Origin of the sequence: Burkholderia sp. Bp9004 (assembly GCF_003858025.1) — a bacterium.
Taxonomy (GTDB): Bacteria; Pseudomonadota; Gammaproteobacteria; order Burkholderiales; family Burkholderiaceae; genus Burkholderia; species Burkholderia diffusa.
On record NZ_QTQD01000002.1, the window covers coordinates 188447 to 212564 of the forward strand.

Genomic DNA, 24118 nt, shown 5'->3' on the forward strand with positions numbered 1-24118 from the left:
AGCCGGCGGCTGTTTCCCGCACGCGACGGGCGGCGGGATCGGGGATCATGACGGGCACGCTCCGGTATCGCCGTGTCGCGCGGCACGGCCCGACCTGATCACGCACGCGCTGCCGCTCGAGACGCTCCGCGGCGGCGCCGACCCGATGAAGACGGGCGAATCGATTCGCCCGATCGTGCTGTATTGAACGGAAGGGAACCCCATGCTCGAACTCGTTACTTCGCATGCTTGCCACGGTGGCGAGCAACGCTTCTATCGCCACGATTCGAAGGCGATCGGCCTGCCGATGAAGTTCTCGGTGTACCTGCCGCCGCAGGCCGCGCACGGTCGCGTGCCGGCGCTGTTCTATCTCGCGGGGCTCACGTGCACCGAGGAGACGTTCGCGATCAAGGGCGGCGCGCAGCAGTACGCGGCGCAGCACGGCCTCGCGCTCGTGATGCCCGATACGAGCCCGCGCGGCGCGGGCGTGCCGGGCGAGGCCGAAGCATGGGATTTCGGCGTCGGCGCGGGTTTCTATGTCGACGCGACGCACGCTCCGTGGTCGACGCATTACCGGATGGAATCGTACGTGACGGGCGAGTTGCGCGAGCTTGTCGCGGCCGAGTTGCCGATCGACGGCACGCGGCTCGGGATCTTCGGCCACTCGATGGGTGGGCACGGCGCGCTGACGCTCGCGCTGCGTCATCCCGACCTGTACCGATCGGTGTCGGCGTTCGCGCCGATTGCCGCGCCGACGCGTTGCCCGTGGGGCGAGAAGGCGTTCTCGGGCTACCTCGGCGACGATCGCGACGCGTGGAAGCAGCACGACGCGAGCGAACTCGTCGCGCGCGCGGATGCGCCGAAGTTCGCGGACGGCATCCTCGTCGACCAGGGCCTCGCCGATCAATTCCTCGCGAACCAGCTGAACCCGGACGTATTCGAAGCCGCGTGCGCGAAGGCCGGCCAGCCGCTGACGCTGCGCCGCCATGCGGGCTACGACCACGGTTACTACTTCATCTCGACGTTCATCGCCGATCACATCGCGCATCACGCACGCGTGCTCTCACTGTGAGCGGGGTGCGGCACGCGTGACCCGCGGTGCGCGCCGCACGTCGCGCGCGCATGCAAAAACGCCGGCGGCCTTTCGGCTACGCCGGCGTTTTGGTTTTCGCCGCTCGACGATCAGTGGCGCCGCAACAGGCTCGCGCCATATACGAGCGCGGACAGCGCGGTGATCCAGAAGCTCGTCGGCCAGTCGGTGTGATACGCGAGCGCGATCCCGGCCCACGCTTCGAACAGCGCGAACAGCGCGGCGAGCAGCACACCGGTCGACAGCCGCGTCGACACGTTTTGCGCGGCCGCGGCCGGCCCGACCAGCAGCGTGAACACGAGCAGCACGCCGACGATCTGTGTTGCCGCCGCCACCGCGAGCGCGCACACCGCGAGGAACAGTACCGACACCGTGCGCAGCGACACGCCCTTGGCTTCGGCCAGCTCAGGCTGCAGCGACGCGAACAGCAGCGGCCGCGCGATCAGCGCGAGCGCGACGAGGCTCACCGCGCCGATGCCGGCCAGCACCGCGAGCGTGTCGCGGCTGACCGCGAGCACGTTGCCGAACAGCAATGCGGTGACCTGCGTTGCGAACGACGTATAGAAGTGCAGGAACAGCAGGCCGAAGCCGAGCGCGCCGGACAGGATCACGCCGATCGCGACGTCGCGGCCCGCGAGTTTTTCGCCGAGCGCACCCATGCCGATCCCGGCCGCGAGCGTGAAGCCGACCATCCCCCAGATCGGCGAGATGCCGAGCAGCACCGCGCCCGTCGCGCCGGTAAAGCCGACGTGCGACAGCGCATGGCCGGCGAAGGTTTGTCCGCGCAGCACCAGGAAGTAGCCGACGATGCCCGCGAGCACCGCGACGATTCCCGATGCGGCGAACGCGTTGATCATGAAGTCGTATTCAAACATCGTGCGAATGCCCGGGATGAGCGTGTCCGTGGTGGTGATGGCCGTGTCCGCCGCCACCGCCGTGCGAGTGGCCGTCGTCGTCCTCGTGTTCGTGGTCGTGGTCGTGCTTCTCGATCTCGACGTCGCCCGACATCACGAAGATCTTGCCGTTCACGCGCATCACGTCGATCGGCGAGCCGTAGAGCCGCGACAGCACCGGCCTGGTGATGACCTCGTCGACGGTCCCGAGCGCCGCGACGCCGTTGCCGAGATACAGCACGCGGTCGAGCGCGTTCAGCAGCGGATTCAGTTCGTGCGCGGAGAACAGCACGGTGATGCCGAGCTCGCGCTGCACGTTGCGCACGAGTTCGACGACGCCGCGCTGGTGGTTCGGGTCGAGGCTGATCAGCGGTTCGTCGAGCAGCAGCAGTTGCGGATTGCCGAGCAGGCATTGCGCGAGCAGCAGGCGCTGCCGCTCGCCGCCCGACAGCTCCGACAGCGGCCGGCGCGCGAGCGTCTGGCCGCCGACGAGGTCGAGCACGCGGTCGACGTCGCGCCGCGTCGCGGCGTTCGTGTGCGGCAGCCCCCAGCGGTGGCCGTCGGCGGCCATCGCGACGAAGTCGTAGCCGCGCATCCGGCGATTCGCGAGGCCGCTTCTGATCTGCGGCATGTAGCCGATCGACGCGTTGCCGCGCGCGACCGGCACGCCGCCGACCGACAGCGTGCCGCCCGTGACGGGCACGAGACCGAGCACCGCGCGCATCAGCGTCGTCTTGCCCGCGCCGTTCGGCCCGAGCACGCCGACGAATTCGCCGGGCTCGATCGAGAAACTCACGTCGCGAAGGATCGTGCGTCCGCCCAGTTCGAGCGTGACGCGATCGAGTGCGAGTGCGTGGGGAGTGTCGGTCATGGTGTTGACTGGGTCACTTCTTGCTGGCGGAAAGCGCGGCCGCGAGCGCGTCGAGCTGGCCGGCCATCCATTGCTGGAAGGTCTTGCCGGCCGGCTGCGTCTCGGTGACGCTCACGCCCGGCACACCGCTGTCGCGCGCGATCTTCAGCAGGCGCTTGGTCATCGGCGCTTCGGCCTGGCTGTTGTAGATCAGCACGCGCACCTGTTTCTTGCGCAGGTCGTTCTCGAACGCGGCGACGTCCTGCGCGCTGGCTTCGGTGTCGTTCATCGTCGCAAGCTGGAAGCGCTGGTTGCGCATGTCGAGGCCGATCGCGTCGGACATGTAGCCGAACACCGGCTCGGTGGCCGTCACCGGCACGCCCTTGTATTGCGCGCGCAGCGCGGCGACCTTGTCGTCGACGGGCTTCAGCGACGCGACGAACTTCTGCAGGTTCGCGTCGTAGTCGGCCTTGTTCGCCGGATCGGCACGGCCGAGCTCGGCCGCGATCGCGCGCGCGGCGGCCGGCATGGTCGCCGGGTCGTACCACAGGTGCGGGTTGTCGCCGGCCTTCTTGCCGACGAGATCCGCCACGACGATCGTCGCGCGCTTCGCCTGCTTCGATGCGCCGAGCAGTTTGCCCATCCACGGATCGTAGTCCGCGCCGTTGTAGATCACGACCTGCGCGTGCTGCAGCGCGCGCGCGGTCTTCGGGCTCGCTTCGAACAGGTGCGGATCCTGGTCGGGATTGCTGAGGATGCTGGTCACCGCGACATGGCGGCCGCCGATCTGCGATGCGACGTCGCCATAGAAATTCTCGGCGGCGACCACATTGACGGTCGCGGCCTGCACGAAGGCGGGTGAGGCGATCGACAGCGCGGCGGCCGCGGCGGCGAACAGACGAGCAAGCGGCAGGGCACGCCGCGGCGCGCGCTTCAGGGCAATGGACATGAAACTCCTCGTTGGAAGGGGCGGCGCGTGCGCCGCGCGTGTGCGGTGTCAGCGTTGCGCGGGCTTGCCCTTGCAGTGCCCGCACAGGCCGTTCAGCTCGACGACCTGGTGGTGGACTTCGAACCCGTGCGCGGGCGCGCTCGCGGACAGCTGTTTCGCGAGGTCGCTACCCGGAATCTCGACGGTCTCGCCGCACGAGTCGCAGATCAGGAACTGGCCTTCGTGCGGCACGCCGATCTCGCAGCACGCGAAGAACGCGTTCTTCGATTCGATCCGATGGATGAAGCCGTGCTCGACGAGGAAATCCAGCGCGCGATAGACGGTCGTCGGCGGCACGCGGCCGCGCTGCGGCTCGAGCTCGGCGAGCAGGTCGTACGCGCCGATCGGGCGCTGCGCGGCCAGCACGCGTTCGTAGACCTGGCGGCGCAGCGGCGTCCACGCGAGCCCGTGCTCGGCGGCGAATGCGTCGGCCCGGGACAGCCGGGCGTCGATGTGCGATGAGGTGGCCATGGCGTGGAGCTGGCAATGAGACGAAGTATCGCGATGATATAACGTATCTTCTCGTCGTGCAGCCCGAATTCTGCCCCGCGCACCGGCTGTGTCCCCTTCATCGCCGTTTCAGCCGCGCCGCACCCAGCGCGCCGCGCCTTGCCGGGCGCGGTTCTCCGCGCGCCGCTCGGCGCAGTCGTGCCGCAGCGCATCATCGAAAGCCGCCGTGTCGCCTTGACAGCGTGAATCGCGTATCCGATCATTCGACCAACAAGAGAGCAATTGATCGGTCGGCGAGCGTTCGCTCACCTCGCGGCCTTCGTGCAGCAGAACGAACCGGAGACAACCAGTGAGACTGGAAGACAAGGTCGCGATCCTGACGGGTGCGGCCAGCGGCATCGGCGAAGCGGTCGCGCAACGCTATCTGGACGAGGGCGCGCGCTGCGTGCTGGTCGACGTGAAGCCCGCGGGCGGTTCGCTCGCACGGCTGATCGAGGCGAACCCCGGCCGCGCGGTGGCCGTCACCGCGGACGTCACGCGACGCGACGATATCGCGCGGATCGTCGCCACCGCCGTCGAGCGGTTCGGCGGCGTCGACATCCTGTTCAACAACGCGGCGCTGTTCGACATGCGCCCGATCCTCGACGAATCCTGGGACGTGTTCGACCGGCTGTTCGAGGTCAACGTGAAAGGGCTGTTCTTCCTGATGCAGGCCGTCGCGCAGCGGATGGTCGAACAGGGGCGCGGCGGCAAGATCGTCAACATGTCGTCGCAGGCCGGGCGTCGCGGCGAGGCGCTCGTTTCGCACTACTGCGCGACCAAGGCCGCGGTGATCAGCTACACGCAGTCGGCCGCGCTCGCGCTCGCGCCGCACCGGATCAACGTGAACGGCATCGCGCCGGGCGTGGTCGACACACCGATGTGGGAGCAGGTCGATGCGCTGTTCGCGCGCTACGAGAACCGGCCGCTCGGCGAGAAGAAGCGGCTCGTTGGCGAAGCCGTGCCGCTCGGCCGGATGGGCGTGCCGGGCGACCTGACGGGCGCCGCGCTGTTCCTCGCGTCGGCCGACGCCGACTACATCACCGCCCAGACGCTGAACGTCGACGGCGGCAACTGGATGAGCTGACATGACGACGCTCGCACGCGCAACCTGGGCGTCCGCGCCGCGTGCGGCCGCCGCCGCACGAGGGCACGCATGATGGCCGAGATCGTCGTGGCCGGCGAACTGCTGGCCGAATTCGTCGCCGCCGAGCGTGGCCAGGGTTTCGACACGCCGGGCCTGTTCGCGGGCCCGTTTCCGAGCGGTGCGCCGGCGATCTTCGCCGACCAGGCCGCGCGGCTCGGCGCGCGCGTCGCGTATGCGGGCTGCGTCGGCCGCGATGCGTTCGGCGACGCGATCGTCGCGCGGCTCGAGCGCGACGGCGTCGACGTCGCGCGCATCCGTCGTGTCGCGCGTCCGACCGGCACCGCGTTCGTCGCGTATCGCGACGATGGTTCACGCAGCTTCGTGTTCAGCCTGTCGACCAGCGCGGCCGCGTGCGTCGACGCATCCGACGTCGACACCGCGATGTTCGACGGTTGCCGCTACTTCCATGTGATGGGCTCGTCGCTGACGAGCGAATCGGCGATCGCGGCCGTCCAGCGCGGCGTGATCGAAGCGGCGCGCGTCGGCGCGAAGGTGTCGTTCGACCCGAACGTGCGGCCCGAGATGCTGAGCTTCCGTCCGATGCGCGCGGCGCTCGACACGATGCTCGCCGCTTGCCATCTGTTTCTGCCGAGCGAGGCCGACCTGCCGTTCTTCTGCGGGCCGCAGCCGGCCGAGCGCGCGATCGCCGGGCTGCTCGCGACGCATCCGCTGCTCGAGCGCGTCGTGCTCAAGCGTGGCGCGGCCGGCAGCGCCGCGTTCGACCGTGCGAGCCGTGTGGACGTGCCGGCCTGGCCGGTCGACGAACTCGATCCGACCGGTGCCGGCGACTGCTTCGGCGGCACGTTGGTCGCGAGCCTCGTCGCCGGCCTGCCGATCGACGTCGCGCTGCGCCGCGCGAACGCGGCCGGCGCGATCGCGCGGCGCAGCGCGGCCCGATGGAGGGCAACAGCAGCGCGACTGAAATCGACCGTTTCCTGACCGAACGAGGTATCGCATGTCCGGCCTGACCCCCGTCGCCGAACGCCCGCGCAACGCGCACGCCGACGCCGTGCTGCGGATGATCTTCGATGCGAACCGCGCGGATGCGCAGCGCGGCATCTATTCGATCTGCAGCGCGCACCGGCTCGTGCTGGAGGCCGCATGCGAGGCCGCGCGCGCGGACGGCTCGCCGCTCCTGATCGAGGCGACCTGCAACCAGGTGAACCATCTCGGCGGCTACACGGGCATGACGCCCGCCGATTTCCGGCGCGACGTCGATGCGATCGCGCAGCGCTGCGGGCTCGCGCCGTCGGCGCTCGTGCTCGGCGGCGACCATCTGGGCCCGAACCCGTGGCGGCACCGTCGCGCGGCCGATGCGATGCGCGAAGCGGCCGCGATGGTCGCCGCGTATGTCGAAGCCGGGTTCGAGAAGATCCACCTGGACGCGAGCATGGCGTGCGCGGACGATCCGGAGCGGCTCGACGACCGGACGATTGCCGCCCGCGCGGCCGAGCTGTGCCGCGCGGCCGAAGACGCGGCGGCGCGCGCCGGCGTTGCGCCCGTCTACGTGATCGGCACCGAGGTGCCGACGCCGGGCGGCGAAGTGGCCGGCGACACGGGCGGCGATGGGATCGCGCGGATCGCGGTCACGCGCAGCGACAGCATCGCCGCGACGCTGGACGCGCATCGCGGCGCATTCGCGGCGACCGGGCTCGACGACGCATGGACGCGCGTGGTCGCGATTGTCGCGCAGCCGGGCGTCGATTTCGACGATCGCCACGTGCTCGACTACGACAGCGCGAAGGCCGCGTCGCTTGGCGCGAGCATCCTGCGCACGCCGCGCCTCGTGTTCGAAGCGCATTCGACCGACTACCAGACCGAAGGCGCACTCGCCGCGCTCGTGCGCGACCACTTCGCGGTGCTGAAGGTTGGGCCCGCGCTGACCTTCGCGTTGCGCGAGGCGCTGTTCGCGCTCACCTTCATCGAGGACGCGCTGATCGTCGACGTCGCGCAGCGCTCGCGGTTGCGCGACGTGGTCGACGCCGCGATGCGCGCGCAACCCGAGCACTGGGCGCCGTATTACCGCGGCGACGAAACCGAGCAGCGGCTCGCGCGCCAGTTCAGCTACAGCGACCGGATCCGCTACTACTGGCTGCAGCCGGCCGTCGCGGCGGCGGTCGAGCAGTTGTTCGACAACCTTGCGCGGCAGCCCGTGCCCGAGACGCTCGTCGCGCAGTGGCTGCCGGACGTGTACGCGGCTTGCCGCGCGGGCGGCCTCGCGAGAGAGCCGCGCGCATGGGTGCGCCACCGGATACGCGACGTGATCGCGCACTATGCGCGCGCGTGCGGGATGCAGCGGCCGTCGTGACGGGCCGCGAAGGAAACACGGCAACACGAAACAAGCAACACGCAATACGCAACACCGACGACAGTTCGAACAATCACAGGAGACATGCCATGCAACGAAAGATGCTCGATGCCGCCGCACGCTGCTTCGCCGGAGCCGCGCTCGCGACGGCCGCCTGCGCGGCGTCGGCCGGCGCGCTGACGATCGCGACGCTGAACAACCCGGACATGATCGAGTTGAAGAAGCTGTCGCCGGCGTTCGAGAAGGCGAACCCGGACATCAAGCTGAACTGGGTGATCCTCGAGGAAAACGTGCTGCGCCAGCGCGCGACCACCGACATCACGACCGGAAGCGGCCAGTTCGACGTGATGGCGATCGGCACGTATGAAACGCCGCAGTGGGGCAAGCGCGGCTGGCTCGCGCCGATGACCGGACTGCCCGCCGACTACGACCTGAACGACATCGTGAAGACCGCGCGCGACAGCCTGTCGTACAACGGCCAGCTGTATGCGCTGCCGTTCTACGTCGAAAGCTCGATGACGTTCTACCGCAAGGACCTGTTCGCGGCGAAGGGGCTGAAGATGCCCGACCAGCCGACCTACGACCAGATCGCCGAATTCGCGGACAAGCTCACCGACAAGTCGAAGGGCACCTACGGCATCTGCCTGCGCGGCAAGGCCGGGTGGGGCGAGAACATGGCGTACGTGTCGACGGTCGTGAACACGTTCGGCGGGCGCTGGTTCGACGAGAACTGGAACGCGCAACTGACGTCGCCGGAATGGAAGAAGGCGATCAATTTCTACGTGAACCTGCTGAAGAAGGACGGCCCGCCGGGAGCGAGCTCGAACGGCTTCAACGAGAACCTGACCCTGACCGCATCGGGCAAGTGTGCGATGTGGATCGACGCGACGGTCGCGGCCGGGATGCTCTATAACAAACAGCAGTCGCAGGTCGCCGACAAGGTCGGCTTCGCGGCCGCGCCGGTCGCCGCCACGCCGAAGGGCTCGCACTGGCTGTGGGCGTGGGCACTGGCCGTGCCGAAGACGTCGAAGCAGCAAGATGCCGCGCGCAAGTTCATCGCATGGGCGACGTCGAAGCAGTACATCGAGATGGTCGGCAAGGACGAAGGCTGGGCGTCGGTGCCGCCGGGTACGCGCGCGTCGACCTACCAGCGCCCCGAGTACAAGGCCGCCGCGCCGTTCTCGGACTTCGTGCTGAAGGCGATCGAGACGGCCGACCCGAACGATCCGTCGCTGAAGAAGGTGCCGTACACGGGCGTGCAGTACGTCGGGATTCCTGAATTCCAGTCGTTCGGCACGGTGGTCGGGCAGGCGATCGCGGGTGCGGTGGCCGGCCAGATGACGGTCGACCAGGCGCTCGCCGCCGGGCAGGCCGCCGCCGATCGCGCGGTGCGCCAGGCCGGCTACAAGAAGTAACGCGGCCCCCGCCGTGCGCGCCGCCGCGCACGGTGCACGTCGCCGAAGCAGACAGGGCGGGCGGCCATTCGCGCCCGCGCCTCAACCGGAGGGACTCCGATCATGCGTCATTTGCGTCTTCCCCTGAGCCACGCGCCGTCGGTCGGCGATGCGTCGTCGCCGCCGGGCGCGCCGCGCCGCGCGCGCGGCGGCGCCAGCTGGCTGGTGTCACCGTCCGTCGCGGTGCTGCTGCTGTGGATGTCGATCCCGCTTGCGATGACGATCTGGTATTCGTTCTCGCGCTACAACCTGCTGAACCCGGACGTGAAGGGCTTCGCCGGGTTCGACAACTACCGCTTCCTCGCGACCGATCCGTCGTTCCTGCCCGCGATCTGGCACACGCTCGTGCTGATCGGCGCGGTGCTCGCGATCACCGTGGTCGGCGGCGTGCTGATGGCCGTGCTGTTCGACCGCAAGTTCTACGGGCAGGGCGTGGCGCGCCTGCTCGTGATCGCGCCGTTCTTCGTGATGCCAACGGTCGCCGCGCTGATCTGGAAGAACATGATCCTTCATCCGGTGTACGGGCTCGTCGCGAACGCGATGCGTGCGTTCGGGATGACGCCGATCGACTGGTTCGCCGACTACCCGCTCACCGCCGTGATCATCATCGTCGCGTGGCAGTGGCTGCCGTTCGCATTCCTGATCCTGTTCACCGCGATCCAGTCGCTCGACCAGGAGCAGAAGGAAGCCGCGCGCATCGACGGCGCGGGCCCGATCGCGATGTTCTTCTACATCACGCTGCCGCACCTGAAGCGCGCGATCGCCGTGGTCGTGATGATGGAGACGATCTTCCTGCTGTCGATCTTCGCGGAGATCTACACGACGACGGGCGGCGGCCCCGGCAACGCGACGACCAACCTGTCGTACCTGATCTATGCGCTTGGCCTGCAGCAGTTCGACGTCGGCCTCGCATCCGCGGGCGGGATCATCGCCGTCGTGGTTGCGAACGTCGTGTCGTTCTTCCTGGTGCGGATGCTCGCGCGCAACCTGAAGGGAGAGTACGAGAAATGAGTGACCTGACCTTCGAAGGCCGGCGCGCGCCGGCCCCGTTCGACCGCGTGCGGCGCGCGCTGCCCGGCGCGCTCGCGTGGCTGCTCGCGCTGCTGCTGTTCTTTCCGATCTTCTGGATGGCGATCACCGCATTCAAGACCGAGCAGCAGGCGTATGCGTCGACGCTGTTCTTCATGCCGACGCTCGACAGCTTCCGCGAGGTGTTCGCGCGCAGCAACTACTTCGCGTTCGCGTGGAATTCGGTGCTGATTTCGGCCGGCGTCACGGTGATCTCGCTGCTGTTCGCGGTGCCGGCGGCCTACGCGATGGCGTTCTTCCCGAACCACCGCACGCAGAAGGTGCTGCTGTGGATGCTGTCGACGAAGATGATGCCGTCGGTCGGCGTGCTCGTGCCGATCTACCTGCTGTGGAAGAACGCGGGGCTGCTCGATACCGTGTCGGGCCTCGTGATCGTCTACACGCTGATCAACCTGCCGATCGCGGTCTGGATGACCTTCACGTACTTCAACGAAATCCCCAAGGACATCCTCGAAGCGGGGCGTATCGACGGCGCGTCGACGTGGCAGGAGATCGTCTACCTGCTGATGCCGATGGCGCTGCCGGGTCTCGCGTCCACCTCGCTCCTGCTCGTGATCCTGTCGTGGAACGAGGCGTTCTGGAGCATCAACCTGTCGAGCTCGAACGCCGCGCCGCTGACCGTGTTCATCGCGTCGTATTCGAGTCCGGAGGGGCTGTTCTGGGCGAAGCTGTCCGCAGCTTCGTTGCTGGCCGTCGCGCCGATCCTGATCGTCGGCTGGCTGTCGCAGAAGCAGCTCGTGCGCGGGCTCACGTTCGGGGCGGTCAAATGAGCGCGGCCGGCGAAGGCATGGGCGGAAAAGGCGCGGTCGGCCACGGGATGAACGTGTTGATCTGCGATTGCGACGGCGTGCTGATCGACAGCGAGGCCGTCGCCGCCGATGTGATCGTGCGCGAGCTGGACGCGCGCTGGCCGGGCGTCGACGCGCGGCCGGCCGTGATGCCGCTGCTCGGGCTGCGCATCGAGCGCGTGCTGGCCGGCGCGAGCGAGGCGGTCGGCCGCACGCTGACGGCGGGCGACGTCGACGCGATCCGCCGCGCGGTCGAGGCGGCGGCCGTCAACGCGCCGATGGTCGACGGCATCGATGCGGCACTCGCCGCGATCGGTCTGACGACGGCATGCGCGAGCAACAGCTACCGCGCATACGTCGAGGCGGCGCTCACCCGCACCGGCCTCGCGCGCTTCTTCGGCGACCGGCTGTTCTGCGCGGACGCCGTCGCCAGGCCGAAGCCCGCGCCCGACGTGTATCTCGCGGCCGCACACGCGCTCGGCGCGGTGCCCGCGCAATGCCTCGTCGTCGAGGACAGCGTGACCGGCATCACCGCGGCCGCCGCGGCCGGCATGACCGTGCTCGGCTTCATCGGCGGCGGGCATGCGTCGGCCGCGCAGATCGACGCGCTGCGCGGGATCGGCGCGCGTCACGTATTCGACGACATGCACGAGCTGCCCGGCTACGTCGCGCGCTGGCAGGCGACGGGTGCCGTGCTGCCGAACTAACCTGGCAAGATTGCGCGCCGCGTCGAACGCGGCGCATCACGAACGAACGGAGACAGATCATGGCAAGCGTGCTCCTGCGCAACATCGCGAAGCGCTACGACGACACCGAAGTGCTGCGCAACGTGAACCTCGACATCGCCGACGGCGAATTCGTCGTGTTCGTCGGGCCGAGCGGCTGCGGCAAATCCACGCTGATGCGGATGATCGCCGGCCTCGAGGACATCTCGAGCGGCGATCTGCTGATCGACGGCGCGAAGGTCAACGACGTGCCGAGCGCGAAGCGCGGCATCGCGATGGTGTTCCAGTCGTATGCGCTGTACCCGCACATGACGCTGTACGACAACATGGCGTTCGGCCTGAAGCTCGCGGGCGCGAAGAAGCCCGAGATCGACCAGGCGGTGAAGCAGGCCGCGAAGATCCTGCACATCGATCACCTGCTCGACCGCAAGCCGAAGCAGCTGTCGGGCGGCCAGCGACAGCGCGTCGCGATCGGCCGCGCGATCACGCGCAAGCCGAAGGTGTTCCTGTTCGACGAGCCGCTGTCGAACCTCGACGCGGCGCTGCGCGTGAAGATGCGGCTGGAATTCGCGCGGCTGCACGACGAGCTGAAGACGACGATGATCTACGTGACGCACGACCAGGTCGAGGCGATGACGCTCGCCGACAAGATCGTCGTGCTGTCGGGCGGCGCGGTGCAGCAGGTCGGCACGCCGAACGCGCTGTATCACGCGCCGGCGAACCTGTTCGTCGCGGGCTTCATCGGCTCGCCGAAGATGAACTTCCTGAAGGGCACTGTCGAGTCGGTCGATGCGACGGGCGTGCTCGTGCGTTTCGACAGCGGCGAGACGCAGCGCGTCGCGGTCGATGCGGCCGGGTTGCAGCGCGGTGCGGCAGTGACGGTCGGCGTGCGGCCCGAGCACCTTCTGGTGGGCACGGCGGCCGCGGGCGTTGCCGCGCGGACGATGGCCGTCGAGTCGCTCGGCGATGCCGCGTATCTGTACGCGGAGTCGGCTGTCGCGCCGGACGGGCTGATCGCGCGGATTCCGCCGCTCGACACGTACCGCACCGGCGAGGCGCTGCACGTGCACGCGCAGGCCGAGCACTGCCATCTGTTCGACGAGCACGGGCAGGCGTTGCGCCGGCTGAGCGCGCACGCGAAGGCGGCGTGACGGTCGACTTCGGTCAGAGGTGCAGGTGCGCGGCCATGTAATCGACGAATGCGCGCAGCTTCGGCGTCGGATGGCGGCCTGACGGCCACAGCGCGTAGAACGGCGTGCGGCTCGCGACGTGTCCGTCGAGCACCGCGCGCAGCGCGCCGTCGTCAAACCGCGCATGAAGAATTCGGGCAGGCATGCGTTTCTGGCGCCGCGCGCGGCCTGAACGTTCGACCGCGGCGTCAGTCCGCCTTCGCGTCGAGCGCCGCGCGCGCGCAGGTCTCGTCGGTGACGAGCCCCGACAGCCAGCCGCCACGCAACGCGGCGATCACGGCGTCGCGCTTCTTCGGGCCGCCGGCGAACGCGATCGTCGGGCGCTTCGGCGGCGTGTCGAGCGCGACGCTCGTGACGCGCGCGCTGGTCGACACGTCGACCAGCTTGCCCTGCGCATCGATCGGCACGCCGAGCAGTTCGGCCACCGCGCCGCGCGCGGTCATCTCGTCGCGTTCCTGTTCGGTGATGAAGCCGTCCTCGTAGAGCGGGCAGTGCGGGCCGATGTTGCCGATCCCGACGAACGCGACGTCGGCCTGCGCCGACAGCGCGTCGACGATCCGGTACAGCCGGTGATTGCACCATTGCGCGCGCTCGGCGTCGCTGTCGGCGAACAGCGGCGCGGGCAGCAGGAAGTGCTTGCCGCCGGTTTTTTCGGAAATGTACTGCGCGACGTCGTAGCGGTTCGACGAACCGTCGGCCGCGATCGCGCCGACCATCGACACGAGCCGGTGCTGCGGCCGCTCGATCTGCGCGATCTGCGCGACTACGGCCTTCAGCGTCCGGCCGCTGCTGACGGCGATCACCATCGGTCGCGTCTCGTTCAGGTAGCGCTCCATCACCTGCGCGCCGGCGACCGCGAGCTTGCGGTCGATCGCTTCCGGCGCGTCGGCATCGACGGGCACGACTTCGCACATCGCGAGCCCGTAGCGCTTCGACAGCTGCGCGCCGAGGTCGAGACAGTCGGCGAGCTGATGATCGACGCGCACGCGGATCAGATTCTTCTCGACCGCGAACGCGACGAGGCGCTGCGCGACCGGGCGCGACACCTGCAGCTTCTCGGCGATTTCGTTCTGCGTGTCGCCCGAGACGTAGTAGAGCCACGCGGCACGCGTGGCGAGATCGAGTTTTTCTGAGGACTTGGACACGATAGCGGTTCGGTTCGGATCTGGGCCGGCCGTCGGGCGGCGCAACGGGCATCCACTGTAACGCATGCCGGGTGCGCGGCCGACGGCCGCTGCGCGTCGCCGCTTACGCGAGCCGCGCGCGCGACGGTTCGTAAAGCGGGCGCACGTGGCGATACAGCGCGCGGAACGCGTCGAGGCGCTCGCGCAGCAGCGTATGACGGCCGGCATCGGGCGCGTATTCGGCGCGCACCGGCGGCTTGGTCAGCACGGCATGCGGATCGCCGCCGACGGCGAGCCAGCCCAGGCGTGCAGCGCCGAGCGCCGCACCGGTTTCACCGCCACCGTGCTGGCACGTCCGTACGTTCAGTGCGTCGGCGATCAGCTGCGCCCAGAACGCGCTGCGCGCGCCGCCGCCGATCAGCGACAGACGGTCGGTTTCGACGCCGGCCGCATGCAGCGCGTCGAGGCCGTCCGCGAGGCCGAGCGTCACGCCTTCGAGCACCGCGTAACCGAGGTGCGCGCGTTCGGTTGCATGCGTCATCCCGAAGAACACGCCCTGCGCATAAGGATCGTTGTGCGGCGTGCGTTCGCCGGACAGGTAGGGCAGGAACAGCGGCGCCGTCGCGAGCGCGTCCGCGTCGAGCGCCTCGATTTCGGCGAGCAGCGCCGGCTCGTCCGTGCCCGTCAGCTTGCAGACCCAGCGCAGGCAGCTCGCGGCCGACAGCACGACGCTCATCAGCTGCCAGCGATCGGGAATCGCGTGGCAGAACGCATGCACGGCCGATGCGGAGTTCGGCATGAAGCGGTCGCCGACCACGCTCAGCACGCCCGACGTGCCGAGCGACACGAAGCCGTCGCCCGCGTGGATCGCGCCGATGCCGAGCGCGCTGGTCGCGTTGTCGCCGCCGCCGCCTGCCACCACGACGGCCTCCGACAGCCCAAGCTCGCGCGCGAGATCCGCGCGCAGCGTGCCGGACGGCGCGTTGCCTTCGACGATGCGCGGCATCTGCCCGCGCGTCATGTCGCACGCGGCAAGCAGCGCGTCGGACCAGTCGCGGCGCGCGACGTCGAGCCACAGCGTGCCGGCCGCGTCGGACGGGTCGGACACCTTCGCGCCGGTCAGACGGAAACGCAGGTAGTCCTTCGGCATCAGCACGCACGCGGTCGCCGCGAACACGTCGGGCTCGTGCTTCGCGACCCACAGCAGTTTCGGCGCGGTGAAGCCGGGCATCGCCAGGTTGCCGGCCAGTGCATGCAGATCGGGGGCGCGTTCGGTGAGCAGCGCGCATTCGTCGGCGCTGCGCATGTCGTTCCACAGGATCGCGGGGCGCAGCACGCGGTCGTCGCGGCCGAGCAGCACCGCGCCGTGCATCTGGCCCGACAGGCCGATCCCGCGCACCTGCGCGAATGCCTGCGGATGCCGTTCGCGCAGCGCCGCGAGCGCGGCGAGCGTGCCTCGCCACCAGTCCTCCGGATGCTGTTCCGCCCAGCGCGGGTGCGGCCGCGACACGCTGAACGGCGTGCCCGCGGTGCCGACCACCGTACCGTCCGGGGCAAGCAGCAACACCTTCACTTCCGAGGTGCCGAGGTCGATGCCGAGATACATGAGCGATCCGTTCCGTCAGTGGGGAGCCGCTACTTTAGCCGCACGCATGCGTACCTGCCAACGCAGGTTCGCCCGGATGCGCGGCCGCGGGCCGTCGCGCTTCAGCGCTGCGCGAGCCATGCGTCGACGCGGGCGAGCCCGGCGCGCAGTGCTTCGAACAGCGCCGCGTTGCCGGCGAGCGAGCCCCACAGCGCGCGGCTTGCGCACAGCGCGACGACCGGGTCGTCGGCTTCGACGATCGCGCGCGCGGCGCCGTCGTCCATCACGCCGTCCTGGTACGCATACGGCAGCAAGCCTCGCGCCCAGCGTTCGAGAAAGCGCAGGAACAGCGCCGGCAACACGGCGGTGGCGACCGGCGCCGCGCCGCGTGCGAGCGATTCGACGAACGTCGGCGCGATGAAGCCGGGAATCTTCGAGAAGCCGTCGGCCGCGACGCGCTGGTTCGTGTCGAGCACGTACGAATTGCCGAAGCGTTCGAGCACGACGTCGCGGTAGCGTTCGAGATCGAGCGGGCTCGGGCTGAGACACGGGATCACGTCCTGCGTCACGTAGTCGTGCGCGAACCGGCGGATCGCCGCGTCGTGCGTGCCCTCGTGGATGTACGTGTAGCCCGCGAGCGTGCCGGCCCACGCGATGCAACTGTGCGTCGCGTTGAGGATGCGGATCTTCGCTTCCTCGTACGGGTGCACGTCGTCCACCAGCTCCGCGCCGGCCAGCTCCCAGCGCGGCCGGCCGGCCGCGAAGCGGTCCTCGATCACCCACTGGATGAACGATTCGCCCATCACCGGGCATGCGTCGTCGACGCCGGTGGCCGCGCGCACGCGCTCGCGCACGTCGGCGGTCGGGCGCGGCGTGATGCGGTCGACCATCGCGCTCGGCGTCGCGACGTGCGCATCGAACCACGCGAGCAGGCCGTCCTCGCCGCGCCGTTCGAGGAATTCGCGCATGCCCGCGCGAAAGCGCGCGCCGTTGTTGCGCAGGTTGTCGCAGCTCTGCAGCGTGAGCGGGCCCGCGCCGCGCTTCACGCGCTCGGCAAGCAGCGCCGCGAGCGCGCCGTACAGCGTCGTGCGCGCGCCCTGCAGGTCGGCCGCGAGATCGGCGTTCGCGAGGTCGAGCCGGTTGTGTTCGTCGAGGTAGTAGCCGCCTTCGGTCACGGTGAACGACACGATCCGGCATGCCGGGTCGGCGCCGGCGTCGATCAGCGCGGCGAGGTCGATCGACCACGGCAGCACGCGCGAGATCGCGCGGACCGTCTCGTATGCGCGCTCGCCCTGCGGCGTGACGGTTTCGAGCGTGTACGCGCCGTGCTGCGCGGCGAGCGCGTCCATCGTCGCGCGCATGTCGTCGCGGATGTTGCCGACGGTCAGCGACCAGCGTTCGTCGGCCGGCACGGCCGCGTTCACGCGATGCAGATACCACGCCTGGTGCGCGCGGTGGAAAGAGCCCGCGCCGATGTGCAGCAGCACGGGCGCGCGGGCGGAGGACGATTCGCTCATCCGGTGTCTCCTGTTCGTGCCAGTCTTTCCTGTTGAATACGATCATTTGCTCTTTGTGTGAGCGAATGATCGTATTCGGGCGAACGAAAGTCAAGGCGGGACACGGCATTTCGATGGTGCGCTGCGGCGGCGCGCGCGGCGCGAAAGGGGGAGCGGGATCAGCGCCCTTCGCGTGTGAGCGCGACGAGTTCGTCGAGCAGCTTGCCGGCCGGCCCCGGCAGGATCCCGTGGCGGCGCCGGAACGCGGTGAGCGTGCGCACCGCGACGACCTCGCGCACCGGCAGCGTGTCGATTGTGCCGGCGCGCTGTTCGGCGCCGTACATCGGTTCGGCCATCCAGCTCAGGAAGCCCGCATGCGCGACGAGGCTCTTCAGCGTCGTGACCGAGCGTGTCTCGACCGCGATGTCGGGCAGGGCAAGCCCGTGCGCGTCGAAGGTTGCGCGCATGTGGTCGAACGGCGCGGTGCCGCGCGGCGGAATCGCCCAGCGCGCGTGCAGCGTGTCGGCGAGCGTCGGCGCGCGGCCGAGCGCGCGCAGCGGATGGTGCGGCGCCGCAACGATATGGCTGCGATCTTCCCAGCGGCACTCGGGAATCGCGACGATCTCGTCGGTGTCGGGCCCGTGCGCGGACAGCGCGAGATCGATCTCATGCTTGTTCAACCCTTCCGCGAGCCGATCCCACACGCCTTCGAGAATCTCGACACGCAGGTTCGGCCAGCGGTCGAGCACGCGGCCGACCGCGACCGGCAGCACGAGGCTCGCGATGCTGCCCACCGCGCCGACCTTGATCGTGCCCTTCGCGAAGCCGCGCATCGCGTCGAGCTCCTCGCGCGCATGCTCGGCCTCGTGCTGGAGCAGCGTCGCGTGCGGCAGCAGCGCCTCGCCGAACGCCGTCAGCTGCACGCCTTTCGAATGGCGCTCGAACAGGGGCGCGCCGACCTGGTCCTCGAGCCGCTTCAGGATCCGGCTCAGCGCCGGCTGGGTCACGTGCAGCGCGTCGGCCGCGCGGCCGAGGCTGCCGCACGCGACGATGGTCGTGAATGCCCGCAATTGCCGGAGATCGAAAGTCATGCCGAACCGTAATGGCTTTTCGCAAAAAATACAGTATCCGTGAATGGCTCGCGCTTCGATACTGTGGAAACCGCCAAGCCACCGAGGAGACGCCCGAGCATGTCCGGCACCCCGTCACATTCCGCCACACCGGCCGCCCCGATCACCGTCCGCGATGCCGTCATCGACCTGTTTCGCCAGTTCGGCATCGATTGCGTGTTCGGCAATCCTGGCTCGACCGAGCTGCCGATGTTCCGCGATTTCCCCGCCGATTTCCGCTACGTGCTCGGCTTGCAGGAGGCCGTCGTGGTCGGGATGGCGGACGGTCATGCGCAGGCCACCGGCAATGCGGCGGTCGTCAACCTGCATTCGGCGGCCGGCGTCGGCAACGCGATGGGCAACCTGTTCACCGCGTTCAGGAACCGCACGCCGCTGATCGTCACCGCGGGCCAACAGGCACGCGCGATCCTGCCGTTCGATCCGTTTCTCGGTGCGACGCAGGCCGCCGAGCTGCCGAAGCCGTACGTGAAATGGAGCATCGAGCCCGCGCGTGCGCAGGACGTGCCGGCCGCGATCGCGCGGGCGTACCGGATCGCGATGCAGGAGCCGCGCGGGCCGGTGTTCGTGTCGATCCCGGTCGACGACTGGGACCAACCGGCCGAGCTGCTGCCGCGCCGTGACGTGAGCAGCGTCGTGCGGCCCGATCCCGATGCGCTCGCGCGGCTCGGCGACGCGCTCGATGCCGCGCGGCGTCCCGCGCTGGTGGTCGGCGCGGCCGTCGATCGGGCCGGTGCGTGGGACGACGTCGTGCGGCTCGCCGAGCGGCACCGGGTCAGCGTGTACGTCGCGCCGATGTCGGGGCGCTGCAGCTTTCCCGAGGATCATCCGCTGTTCGCCGGCTTCCTGCCCGCGATCCGCGAGAAGATCGTCGCGCGGCTCGACGGGCACGACCTCGTGTTCGCGTTCGGCGCGCCCGCGTTCACCTATCACATCGAGGGCTGCGGCCCGCACATGCCACCGGGCGCCAAGCTCGTGCAGCTCGTCGACGATCCCGGCATCGCCGCATGGACGCCGTCGGGCGACGCGGTCGTCGGCAACCTGCGGCTCGCGGCACGCGATCTGCTGGCCCGGCCGGCGCCGCGCGAGCGGCCGATGCCCGCGCAGCGGCCGATGCGCCCGCGCGCCGAAGCGCCGGCCGCCGGCGAGCGGATGTCGGTGGCATTCGCGCTGCAGACGCTCGACGACGTGCGCGACGCACACGACATCGTCGTCGAGGAAGCGCCGAGCGCGCGGCCGGTGATGCAGGCGCACCTGCCATTCACGCGCAGCGGCACGTTCTACACGATGGACAGCGGCGGGCTCGGTTACGGGATGCCGGCCGCGGTTGGCGTCGCGCTCGCGCGGCCGGGGCGGCGCGTGATCGGGCTGATCGGCGACGGGTCGAGCCTCTATTCGATCCAGGCATTGTGGAGCGCCGCGCAGCTGAAGCTGCCGATCACGTTCGTGATCCTGAATAATCGGCGCTATGCGGCGCTGCAGGATTTCGCGCCGGTGTTCGGCTTCGGTCCTGACGATCCGGTGCAGGGCACCGATCTGCCCGACCTGGATTTCGTCGCGCTCGCGCAAGGGATGGGGTGCCGCGGCATCCGCGTCGCCGATGCCGCTCGCCTGCACGAAACGCTGACCGACGCGCTGCGGGCCGATACGCCGGTCGTCGTCGACGTCGAAGTTGCCTGACGCGCGTTGCGCGTCCTTCCGGAGAATCCATGCAAACCGTATCGATGCTGATCGGCGGCGAACGCCGCCAGTCGTCCAGCGGCGCGACCTTCGTGCGCCGTAACCCACTCGACGGCGAAGTCGCGTCGGTCGCGCCCGCGGGCACGGTCGACGATGCGCGCGCGGCGGCCGACGCGGCCGCTCGCGCGTTTCCTGAATGGGCCGCGCTCGGCCCCGGCGCGCGCCGCGCGCTGCTGCTGAAGGCTGCCGCCGCGCTCGAGGCGAAGCACGAGCAGTTCGTCGCCGCGATGGCGGCGGAAACCGGCGCGTCGGCGCTGTGGGCAGGCTTCAACGTGCACCTTGCCGCGAGCGGGCTCGTCGAGGCCGCGTCGCTGACCACGCAGACCGGCGGCGAGCTGATCCCGTCCGACGTGCCCGGCTCGCTGGCGATGGGCGTGCGGCAGCCGGCCGGCGTGGTGCTGGGCATCGCACCGTGGAACGCGCCGGTGATCCTCGCGGCCCGTGCGCTCGCGCTGCCGCTCGCTTGCGGCAACACGGTCGTGCTGAAGGGCTCCGAGCTGTGCCCCGTCACGCACGGGCTGATCGTCGAGGCGCTGCAGGAGGCCGGGCTGCCGCCGGGCGTCGTCAACTTCGTGACGAACGCGCCCGAAGACGCGGGTGCCGTCGTCGATGCGCTGATCGCACATCCGGCCGTGCGCCGCGTGAATTTCACCGGCTCGACGCGCGTTGGGCGAATCGTCGCCGAAGCGTGCGCGCGTCATCTGAAACCGTCGGTGCTCGAACTCGGCGGCAAGGCGCCGTTCGTCGTGCTCGACGATGCGGATCTCGATGCGGCGGTCGCGGCGGCGGCATTCGGCGCATTCGCGAATTCCGGACAGATCTGCATGTCGACCGAGCGGATCGTCGTCGATGCGTCGATCGCCGACGCATTCGTCGCGAAGCTCGCCGCCAAGGCCGCGTCGCTGCCGCTCGGCGATCCGCGCCAAGGGCCGGTCGTGCTCGGTTCGCTGATCGACATGAAGGCCGTCGAGCGCTGCAACGCGCTGATCGACGATGCGCTCGCGCACGGCGCGACGCTGCTGTGCGGCGGCAAGTCGGACAGCACGCTGTTCCCGGCGACGCTGCTCGATCACGTGACGCCCGCGATGCGGATCTACGCGGAGGAGTCGTTCGGGCCGGTGAAGGGCATCGTCCGGGTCGACGGCGAGGCGGCCGCGATCCGCTGCGCGAACGACAACGCGTTCGGGCTGGCTTCGGCCGTGTTCAGCCGCGACGTCGCCCGCGCGATGCGGGTCGCGGCGCGCATCGAATCGGGCATCTGCCACGTGAACGGCCCGACCGTGCACGACGAGGCGCAAATGCCGTTCGGCGGCGTGAAGGACAGCGGCTTCGGCCACTTCGGCGGCAAGGCCGGCATTGCCGCGTTCACGGACCTGCGCTGGATCACCGTGCAGACCGCGCAGCGCCAGTATCCATTCTGAGAGGCCGCCGACGATGAAGATTGCGATTCTCGGTGCCGGTGCGATGGGCTCGCTGTTCGGGGCGCTGCTGGCGGAGCACGGCGAGGCCGTCACGCTGATCGACGTGAACGATGCGCATCTCGATGCGATCCGTCGCGACGGGCTGCGCATCGACGACGATCGCGGCGAACGCAGCATCCGCGCGCTGCAGGCCGTCCGGCCAGAAACGGCGAATGCGCAGGCAAGTGCATCGCCCGACATACCGTTCGATCTGCTGATCGTTTTCACGAAATCGCTGCACACGCGTGCGGCGCTCGAAGGCGTGCGCGCATTACTGACCTCACGTACGTACGTGCTGACGCTGCAGAACGGCCTCGGCAACGTCGAGACGCTGAACGCGTTCGTGCCGCTCGAACGGATTCTGGTCGGCGTCACGACGTGGCCGGCCGACTTCGCCGGCGCCGGACACGTGCGCTCGCACGGTGCCGGCGCGATCCGCATGATGACGGCCGACGGCGCGGCGCGCCCGTTCGCGGCGGCCGTGGCCGACACGCTGTCGCGCGCCGGGCTCGCGTGTTCGCTCGATGCCGACGTGTGGGCCGCGATCTGGGAAAAGGTCGCGTTCAACGCGGCGCTCAACACGCTGTGTGCGGCGACGGGCTGCACGGTCGACCAGCTCGGCCGTGAACCTGACGGCCCACGGCTCGCGCTCGCGATCGCGGCGGAGACGGCCGCCGTCGCGCGTGCGAAAGGCATCGCGGTGGACGGCGAACGCATCGCGCGCAACGTCGAGCACGCGATCCACGCGCATCGCGGCCATCGACCGTCGATGCTGCAGGACGTGCTCGCGGGCCGCCGCACCGAGATCGATGCGATCAGCGGCAAGGTCGTCGCAGCCGCGCGCGAGACGGGCATCGCGGTACCGCATACCGATACGCTGCTCGCACTCGTCAGGCTGATCGACGCGCGGCGCGACTGAGCATCACGCCGGCGGCGGGCTTGCGCCGCATGACGATACGGCCGCGCCGCATGCAGCCGATGTCGCCGGATCGGGTTGGATTGGACAAGACGCGGGGGCGGCGCCGATGCACGGACGCCGACTGACCCTGCAGCACGAGATCCGGGCACGCGCAAGCGCCAGCCCGGGCAACTGGAGACGCCATGAAAGTCATCGAATGCCGTTGCCTTGCCGCGCGCCGTGCGCGCCCCTTGCCGCCGACGCGTGGCGCACGGGAGGCCGCATGAGCATGCGCGACGGATTGCAACCGCCCCCGGTCGACATCGGCGCGACGCTTGACGACGGACCGTTCACGACGATGCAGCGTTGCGTGGTGCTGCTCGCCGCGCTTGCGATCGTGCTCGACGGCTTCGACGGGCAGTTGATCGGTTTCGCGATTCCGGTGCTGATCCGCGAATGGGGGATCACGCGCGGCGCGTTCGCGCCGGCGGTGGCCGCCGGGCTGATCGGGATGGGCATCGGGAGCGCGTGCGCGGGCATCGTCGCGGACCGTTTCGGGCGCCGCCAGGCCGTGATCGGCAGCGTGTTCCTGTTCGGCATCGCGACCTGCGCGATCGGCTTCGCGCCGGATGTCGCGACGATCGCGATGTTGCGCTTCTGCGCGGGGCTCGGGATCGGCGGCGCGCTGCCGACGGCCACGACGATGACGGCCGAATACACGCCTGCGCGGCGCCGCACGATGATGGTGACGGCGACGATCGTCTGCGTGCCGCTCGGCGGCATGCTGGCCGGGCTGTTCGCGCACGAGGTGCTGCCGCGCTATGGCTGGCGCGGGCTGTTCTTCGCCGGCGGCGCGCTGCCGCTCGTGCTCGGCTTCGTGCTCGTGCGTGCGTTGCCCGAATCGCCGCGCTTCCTGGCACGCCGCCCCGCGCGCTGGCCGGAACTCGGCGCGCTGCTCGCGCGCATGCAGCGGCCGGTCGCGCCCGACGCCACGTTCACCGATCTGCGCGATGCACGCGCGCCCGGCGCACGAGGCGGGTTCGGCGCGCTGTTTGCCGCCGGCCAGGCGCGCGACACGATCGCGCTGTGGTGCGCGTTCTTCATGTGCCTGCTCGCCGTGTATGCGGCGTTCAGCTGGCTGCCGACGATGCTGGCCGCGAGCGGGCTGAGCGTGTCGGTCGCGGGCTCTGGGCTCACCGCGTACAACCTTGGCGGCGTGATCGGCGCGCTGCTGTGCGCATGGGCGATCACGCATGCGGGTTCGCGCTGGCCGCTCGCGCTATGCAGCATCGGCGGCGCGGCGAGCGCGGTGTGGCTGATGGGGGTCGATGCGGGGCGCCACACGGGCTGGCTGATCGTCGGGCTCGGTCTGCACGGGCTGTTCGTCAACGCGGTGCAGTCGACGATGTATGCGCTGTGCGCGTACATCTACCCGACGGCGGTTCGCGCGACCGGCACCGCGAGCGCGCTCGCATTCGGCCGGCTTGGCGCGATCCTCAGCGCGTTCGCGGGCGCGATGGTGATCACCGCGGGCGGTGCGACGGCGTACCTGACGATGCTGGCCGCCGCGATGAGTGTGGTGTGCGTCGCGCTGCTCGCGATGCGGCGGCACATTCCGCGGCTCACGCGCGAACGCGCGTTGCCGCGCGAAGGGGAGGAACTGGCCCGCACGTCGTCGTGACGCGCGGGCGCATGACG

Annotated in this window: 20 protein-coding genes and 3 pseudogenes; 13 read left to right on the top strand and 10 right to left on the bottom strand. The window is 69.8% G+C overall.

The window, feature by feature from the left end; genetic code table 11:
- Positions 1-202: 202 nt before the first annotated feature.
- A complete protein-coding gene (fghA, locus tag DIE08_RS03055; RefSeq protein WP_124900977.1) occupies positions 203-1051 on the top strand; it encodes an S-formylglutathione hydrolase in 849 nt (282 codons plus the stop codon).
- Positions 1052-1161: 110 nt separating this feature from the next.
- Here the strand turns inward: fghA and DIE08_RS03060 are convergent, their stop codons facing one another.
- The 5 genes and pseudogenes from DIE08_RS03060 to DIE08_RS03080 all read right to left on the bottom strand — a co-directional run bounded on the left by DIE08_RS03060 (position 1162) and on the right by DIE08_RS03080 (position 4616).
- Positions 1162-1944: a metal ABC transporter permease gene (locus DIE08_RS03060; protein WP_059607953.1), complete on the bottom strand. Its 783-nt coding sequence runs from the start codon at positions 1942-1944 to the stop codon at positions 1162-1164.
- Positions 1945-2317: 373 nt separating this feature from the next.
- A pseudogene (locus tag DIE08_RS36655) lies at positions 2318-2833 on the bottom strand (ATP-binding cassette domain-containing protein); the annotation flags it as partial.
- 13 nt (positions 2834-2846) lie between these two features.
- On the bottom strand, positions 2847-3761 hold the full coding sequence (locus tag DIE08_RS03070) for a metal ABC transporter solute-binding protein, Zn/Mn family (protein ID WP_124900979.1): 915 nt from the start codon (positions 3759-3761) through the stop codon (positions 2847-2849).
- A gap of 48 nt (positions 3762-3809) precedes the next feature.
- Positions 3810-4271 (bottom strand): Fur family transcriptional regulator, encoded by a 462-nt coding sequence (locus tag DIE08_RS03075; protein WP_059607956.1) that lies wholly within the window; start codon positions 4269-4271, stop codon positions 3810-3812.
- Positions 4272-4379: 108 nt separating this feature from the next.
- Positions 4380-4616 carry a hypothetical protein gene (locus DIE08_RS03080; RefSeq protein ID WP_124621432.1) on the bottom strand — a complete coding sequence of 79 codons (237 nt, stop codon included), beginning with the start codon at positions 4614-4616 and terminating at the stop codon, positions 4380-4382.
- Here DIE08_RS03080 and DIE08_RS03085 point away from each other — a divergent pair.
- From DIE08_RS03085 to DIE08_RS03120, 8 genes and pseudogenes are all read left to right on the top strand, one after another.
- Positions 4600-5376 (top strand): L-iditol 2-dehydrogenase, encoded by a 777-nt coding sequence (locus tag DIE08_RS03085; RefSeq protein WP_124900980.1) that lies wholly within the window; start codon positions 4600-4602, stop codon positions 5374-5376. The genes DIE08_RS03080 and DIE08_RS03085 overlap by 17 nt on opposite strands.
- A gap of 72 nt (positions 5377-5448) precedes the next feature.
- A pseudogene (locus tag DIE08_RS03090) lies at positions 5449-6404 on the top strand (sugar kinase).
- Complete coding sequence (locus DIE08_RS03095; protein WP_124900981.1) at positions 6392-7744, top strand: D-tagatose-bisphosphate aldolase, class II, non-catalytic subunit; 1353 nt, start codon at positions 6392-6394, stop codon at positions 7742-7744. The pseudogene DIE08_RS03090 and the gene DIE08_RS03095 overlap by 13 nt, the downstream one beginning before the upstream one ends.
- Positions 7745-7833: 89 nt before the next feature.
- On the top strand, positions 7834-9159 hold the full coding sequence (locus tag DIE08_RS03100; RefSeq protein ID WP_124900982.1) for a sugar ABC transporter substrate-binding protein: 1326 nt from the start codon (positions 7834-7836) through the stop codon (positions 9157-9159).
- 102 nt (positions 9160-9261) lie between these two features.
- On the top strand, positions 9262-10209 hold the full coding sequence (locus tag DIE08_RS03105) for a carbohydrate ABC transporter permease (RefSeq protein WP_059607960.1): 948 nt from the start codon (positions 9262-9264) through the stop codon (positions 10207-10209).
- A complete protein-coding gene (locus DIE08_RS03110; protein ID WP_124900983.1) occupies positions 10206-11057 on the top strand; it encodes a carbohydrate ABC transporter permease in 852 nt (283 codons plus the stop codon). The genes DIE08_RS03105 and DIE08_RS03110 overlap by 4 nt, the downstream gene beginning before the upstream one ends.
- Positions 11054-11782: an HAD family phosphatase gene (locus DIE08_RS03115; protein WP_124900984.1), complete on the top strand. Its 729-nt coding sequence runs from the start codon at positions 11054-11056 to the stop codon at positions 11780-11782. Before DIE08_RS03110 ends, DIE08_RS03115 begins: the two co-directional genes overlap by 4 nt.
- 59 nt (positions 11783-11841) lie before the next feature.
- The gene (locus DIE08_RS03120) at positions 11842-12951 is read left to right on the top strand and encodes an ABC transporter ATP-binding protein (RefSeq protein ID WP_124621443.1); all 1110 of its coding nucleotides are present in this window, start codon (positions 11842-11844) and stop codon (positions 12949-12951) included.
- Positions 12952-12964: 13 nt separating this feature from the next.
- Here the strand turns inward: DIE08_RS03120 and DIE08_RS03125 are convergent.
- From DIE08_RS03125 to DIE08_RS03145, 5 genes and pseudogenes are all read right to left on the bottom strand, one after another.
- A pseudogene (locus DIE08_RS03125) lies at positions 12965-13158 on the bottom strand (LysR substrate-binding domain-containing protein); the annotation flags it as partial.
- 20 nt (positions 13159-13178) lie between these two features.
- Complete coding sequence (locus DIE08_RS03130; protein ID WP_124900985.1) at positions 13179-14135, bottom strand: sugar-binding transcriptional regulator; 957 nt, start codon at positions 14133-14135, stop codon at positions 13179-13181.
- A 103-nt stretch (positions 14136-14238) separates the two neighbouring features.
- Entirely contained in the window at positions 14239-15720 is a 1482-nt protein-coding gene (xylB, locus tag DIE08_RS03135; RefSeq protein WP_124621446.1) for a xylulokinase, read from the bottom strand.
- A gap of 101 nt (positions 15721-15821) precedes the next feature.
- Positions 15822-17216: a D-arabinitol 4-dehydrogenase gene (gene dalD / locus DIE08_RS03140; RefSeq protein WP_124900986.1), complete on the bottom strand. Its 1395-nt coding sequence runs from the start codon at positions 17214-17216 to the stop codon at positions 15822-15824.
- A 158-nt stretch (positions 17217-17374) separates the two neighbouring features.
- Positions 17375-18286 (bottom strand): LysR family transcriptional regulator, encoded by a 912-nt coding sequence (locus DIE08_RS03145; protein WP_059607970.1) that lies wholly within the window; start codon positions 18284-18286, stop codon positions 17375-17377.
- A gap of 99 nt (positions 18287-18385) precedes the next feature.
- On the opposite strand from DIE08_RS03145, the gene mdlC reads away from it, so the two are divergent.
- The 4 genes from mdlC (at position 18386) to DIE08_RS03165 (ending at position 24101) form a co-directional block, all read left to right on the top strand.
- The gene (gene mdlC / locus DIE08_RS03150; RefSeq protein WP_124900987.1) at positions 18386-20002 is read left to right on the top strand and encodes a benzoylformate decarboxylase; all 1617 of its coding nucleotides are present in this window, start codon (positions 18386-18388) and stop codon (positions 20000-20002) included.
- A gap of 29 nt (positions 20003-20031) precedes the next feature.
- Positions 20032-21483 carry an aldehyde dehydrogenase family protein gene (locus DIE08_RS03155; protein ID WP_124900988.1) on the top strand — a complete coding sequence of 484 codons (1452 nt, stop codon included), beginning with the start codon at positions 20032-20034 and terminating at the stop codon, positions 21481-21483.
- A 13-nt stretch (positions 21484-21496) separates the two neighbouring features.
- A complete protein-coding gene (locus tag DIE08_RS03160; RefSeq protein ID WP_124900989.1) occupies positions 21497-22441 on the top strand; it encodes a ketopantoate reductase family protein in 945 nt (314 codons plus the stop codon).
- A 262-nt stretch (positions 22442-22703) separates the two neighbouring features.
- A complete protein-coding gene (locus tag DIE08_RS03165; RefSeq protein ID WP_124621456.1) occupies positions 22704-24101 on the top strand; it encodes an MFS transporter in 1398 nt (465 codons plus the stop codon).
- Positions 24102-24118 lie beyond the last annotated feature (17 nt).

Bases quoted from the DNA above. Each gene is read 5' to 3' on its own strand.
- fghA (WP_124900977.1), top strand. From the start codon at position 203: ATGCTCGAACTCGTTACTTCGCATGCTTGCCACGGTGGCGAGCAACGC.
- DIE08_RS03060 (WP_059607953.1), bottom strand. From the start codon at position 1,944: ATGTTTGAATACGACTTCATGATCAACGCGTTCGCCGCATCGGGAATC.
- DIE08_RS03070 (WP_124900979.1), bottom strand. From the start codon at position 3,761: ATGTCCATTGCCCTGAAGCGCGCGCCGCGGCGTGCCCTGCCGCTTGCT.
- DIE08_RS03075 (WP_059607956.1), bottom strand. From the start codon at position 4,271: ATGGCCACCTCATCGCACATCGACGCCCGGCTGTCCCGGGCCGACGCA.
- DIE08_RS03095 (WP_124900981.1), top strand. From the start codon at position 6,392: ATGTCCGGCCTGACCCCCGTCGCCGAACGCCCGCGCAACGCGCACGCC.
- DIE08_RS03100 (WP_124900982.1), top strand. From the start codon at position 7,834: ATGCAACGAAAGATGCTCGATGCCGCCGCACGCTGCTTCGCCGGAGCC.
- DIE08_RS03105 (WP_059607960.1), top strand. From the start codon at position 9,262: ATGCGTCATTTGCGTCTTCCCCTGAGCCACGCGCCGTCGGTCGGCGAT.
- DIE08_RS03110 (WP_124900983.1), top strand. From the start codon at position 10,206: ATGAGTGACCTGACCTTCGAAGGCCGGCGCGCGCCGGCCCCGTTCGAC.
- DIE08_RS03115 (WP_124900984.1), top strand. From the start codon at position 11,054: ATGAGCGCGGCCGGCGAAGGCATGGGCGGAAAAGGCGCGGTCGGCCAC.
- DIE08_RS03120 (WP_124621443.1), top strand. From the start codon at position 11,842: ATGGCAAGCGTGCTCCTGCGCAACATCGCGAAGCGCTACGACGACACC.
- xylB (WP_124621446.1), bottom strand. From the start codon at position 15,720: ATGTATCTCGGCATCGACCTCGGCACCTCGGAAGTGAAGGTGTTGCTG.
- dalD (WP_124900986.1), bottom strand. From the start codon at position 17,216: ATGAGCGAATCGTCCTCCGCCCGCGCGCCCGTGCTGCTGCACATCGGC.
- DIE08_RS03145 (WP_059607970.1), bottom strand. From the start codon at position 18,286: ATGACTTTCGATCTCCGGCAATTGCGGGCATTCACGACCATCGTCGCG.
- mdlC (WP_124900987.1), top strand. From the start codon at position 18,386: ATGTCCGGCACCCCGTCACATTCCGCCACACCGGCCGCCCCGATCACC.
- DIE08_RS03155 (WP_124900988.1), top strand. From the start codon at position 20,032: ATGCAAACCGTATCGATGCTGATCGGCGGCGAACGCCGCCAGTCGTCC.
- DIE08_RS03160 (WP_124900989.1), top strand. From the start codon at position 21,497: ATGAAGATTGCGATTCTCGGTGCCGGTGCGATGGGCTCGCTGTTCGGG.
- DIE08_RS03165 (WP_124621456.1), top strand. From the start codon at position 22,704: ATGAGCATGCGCGACGGATTGCAACCGCCCCCGGTCGACATCGGCGCG.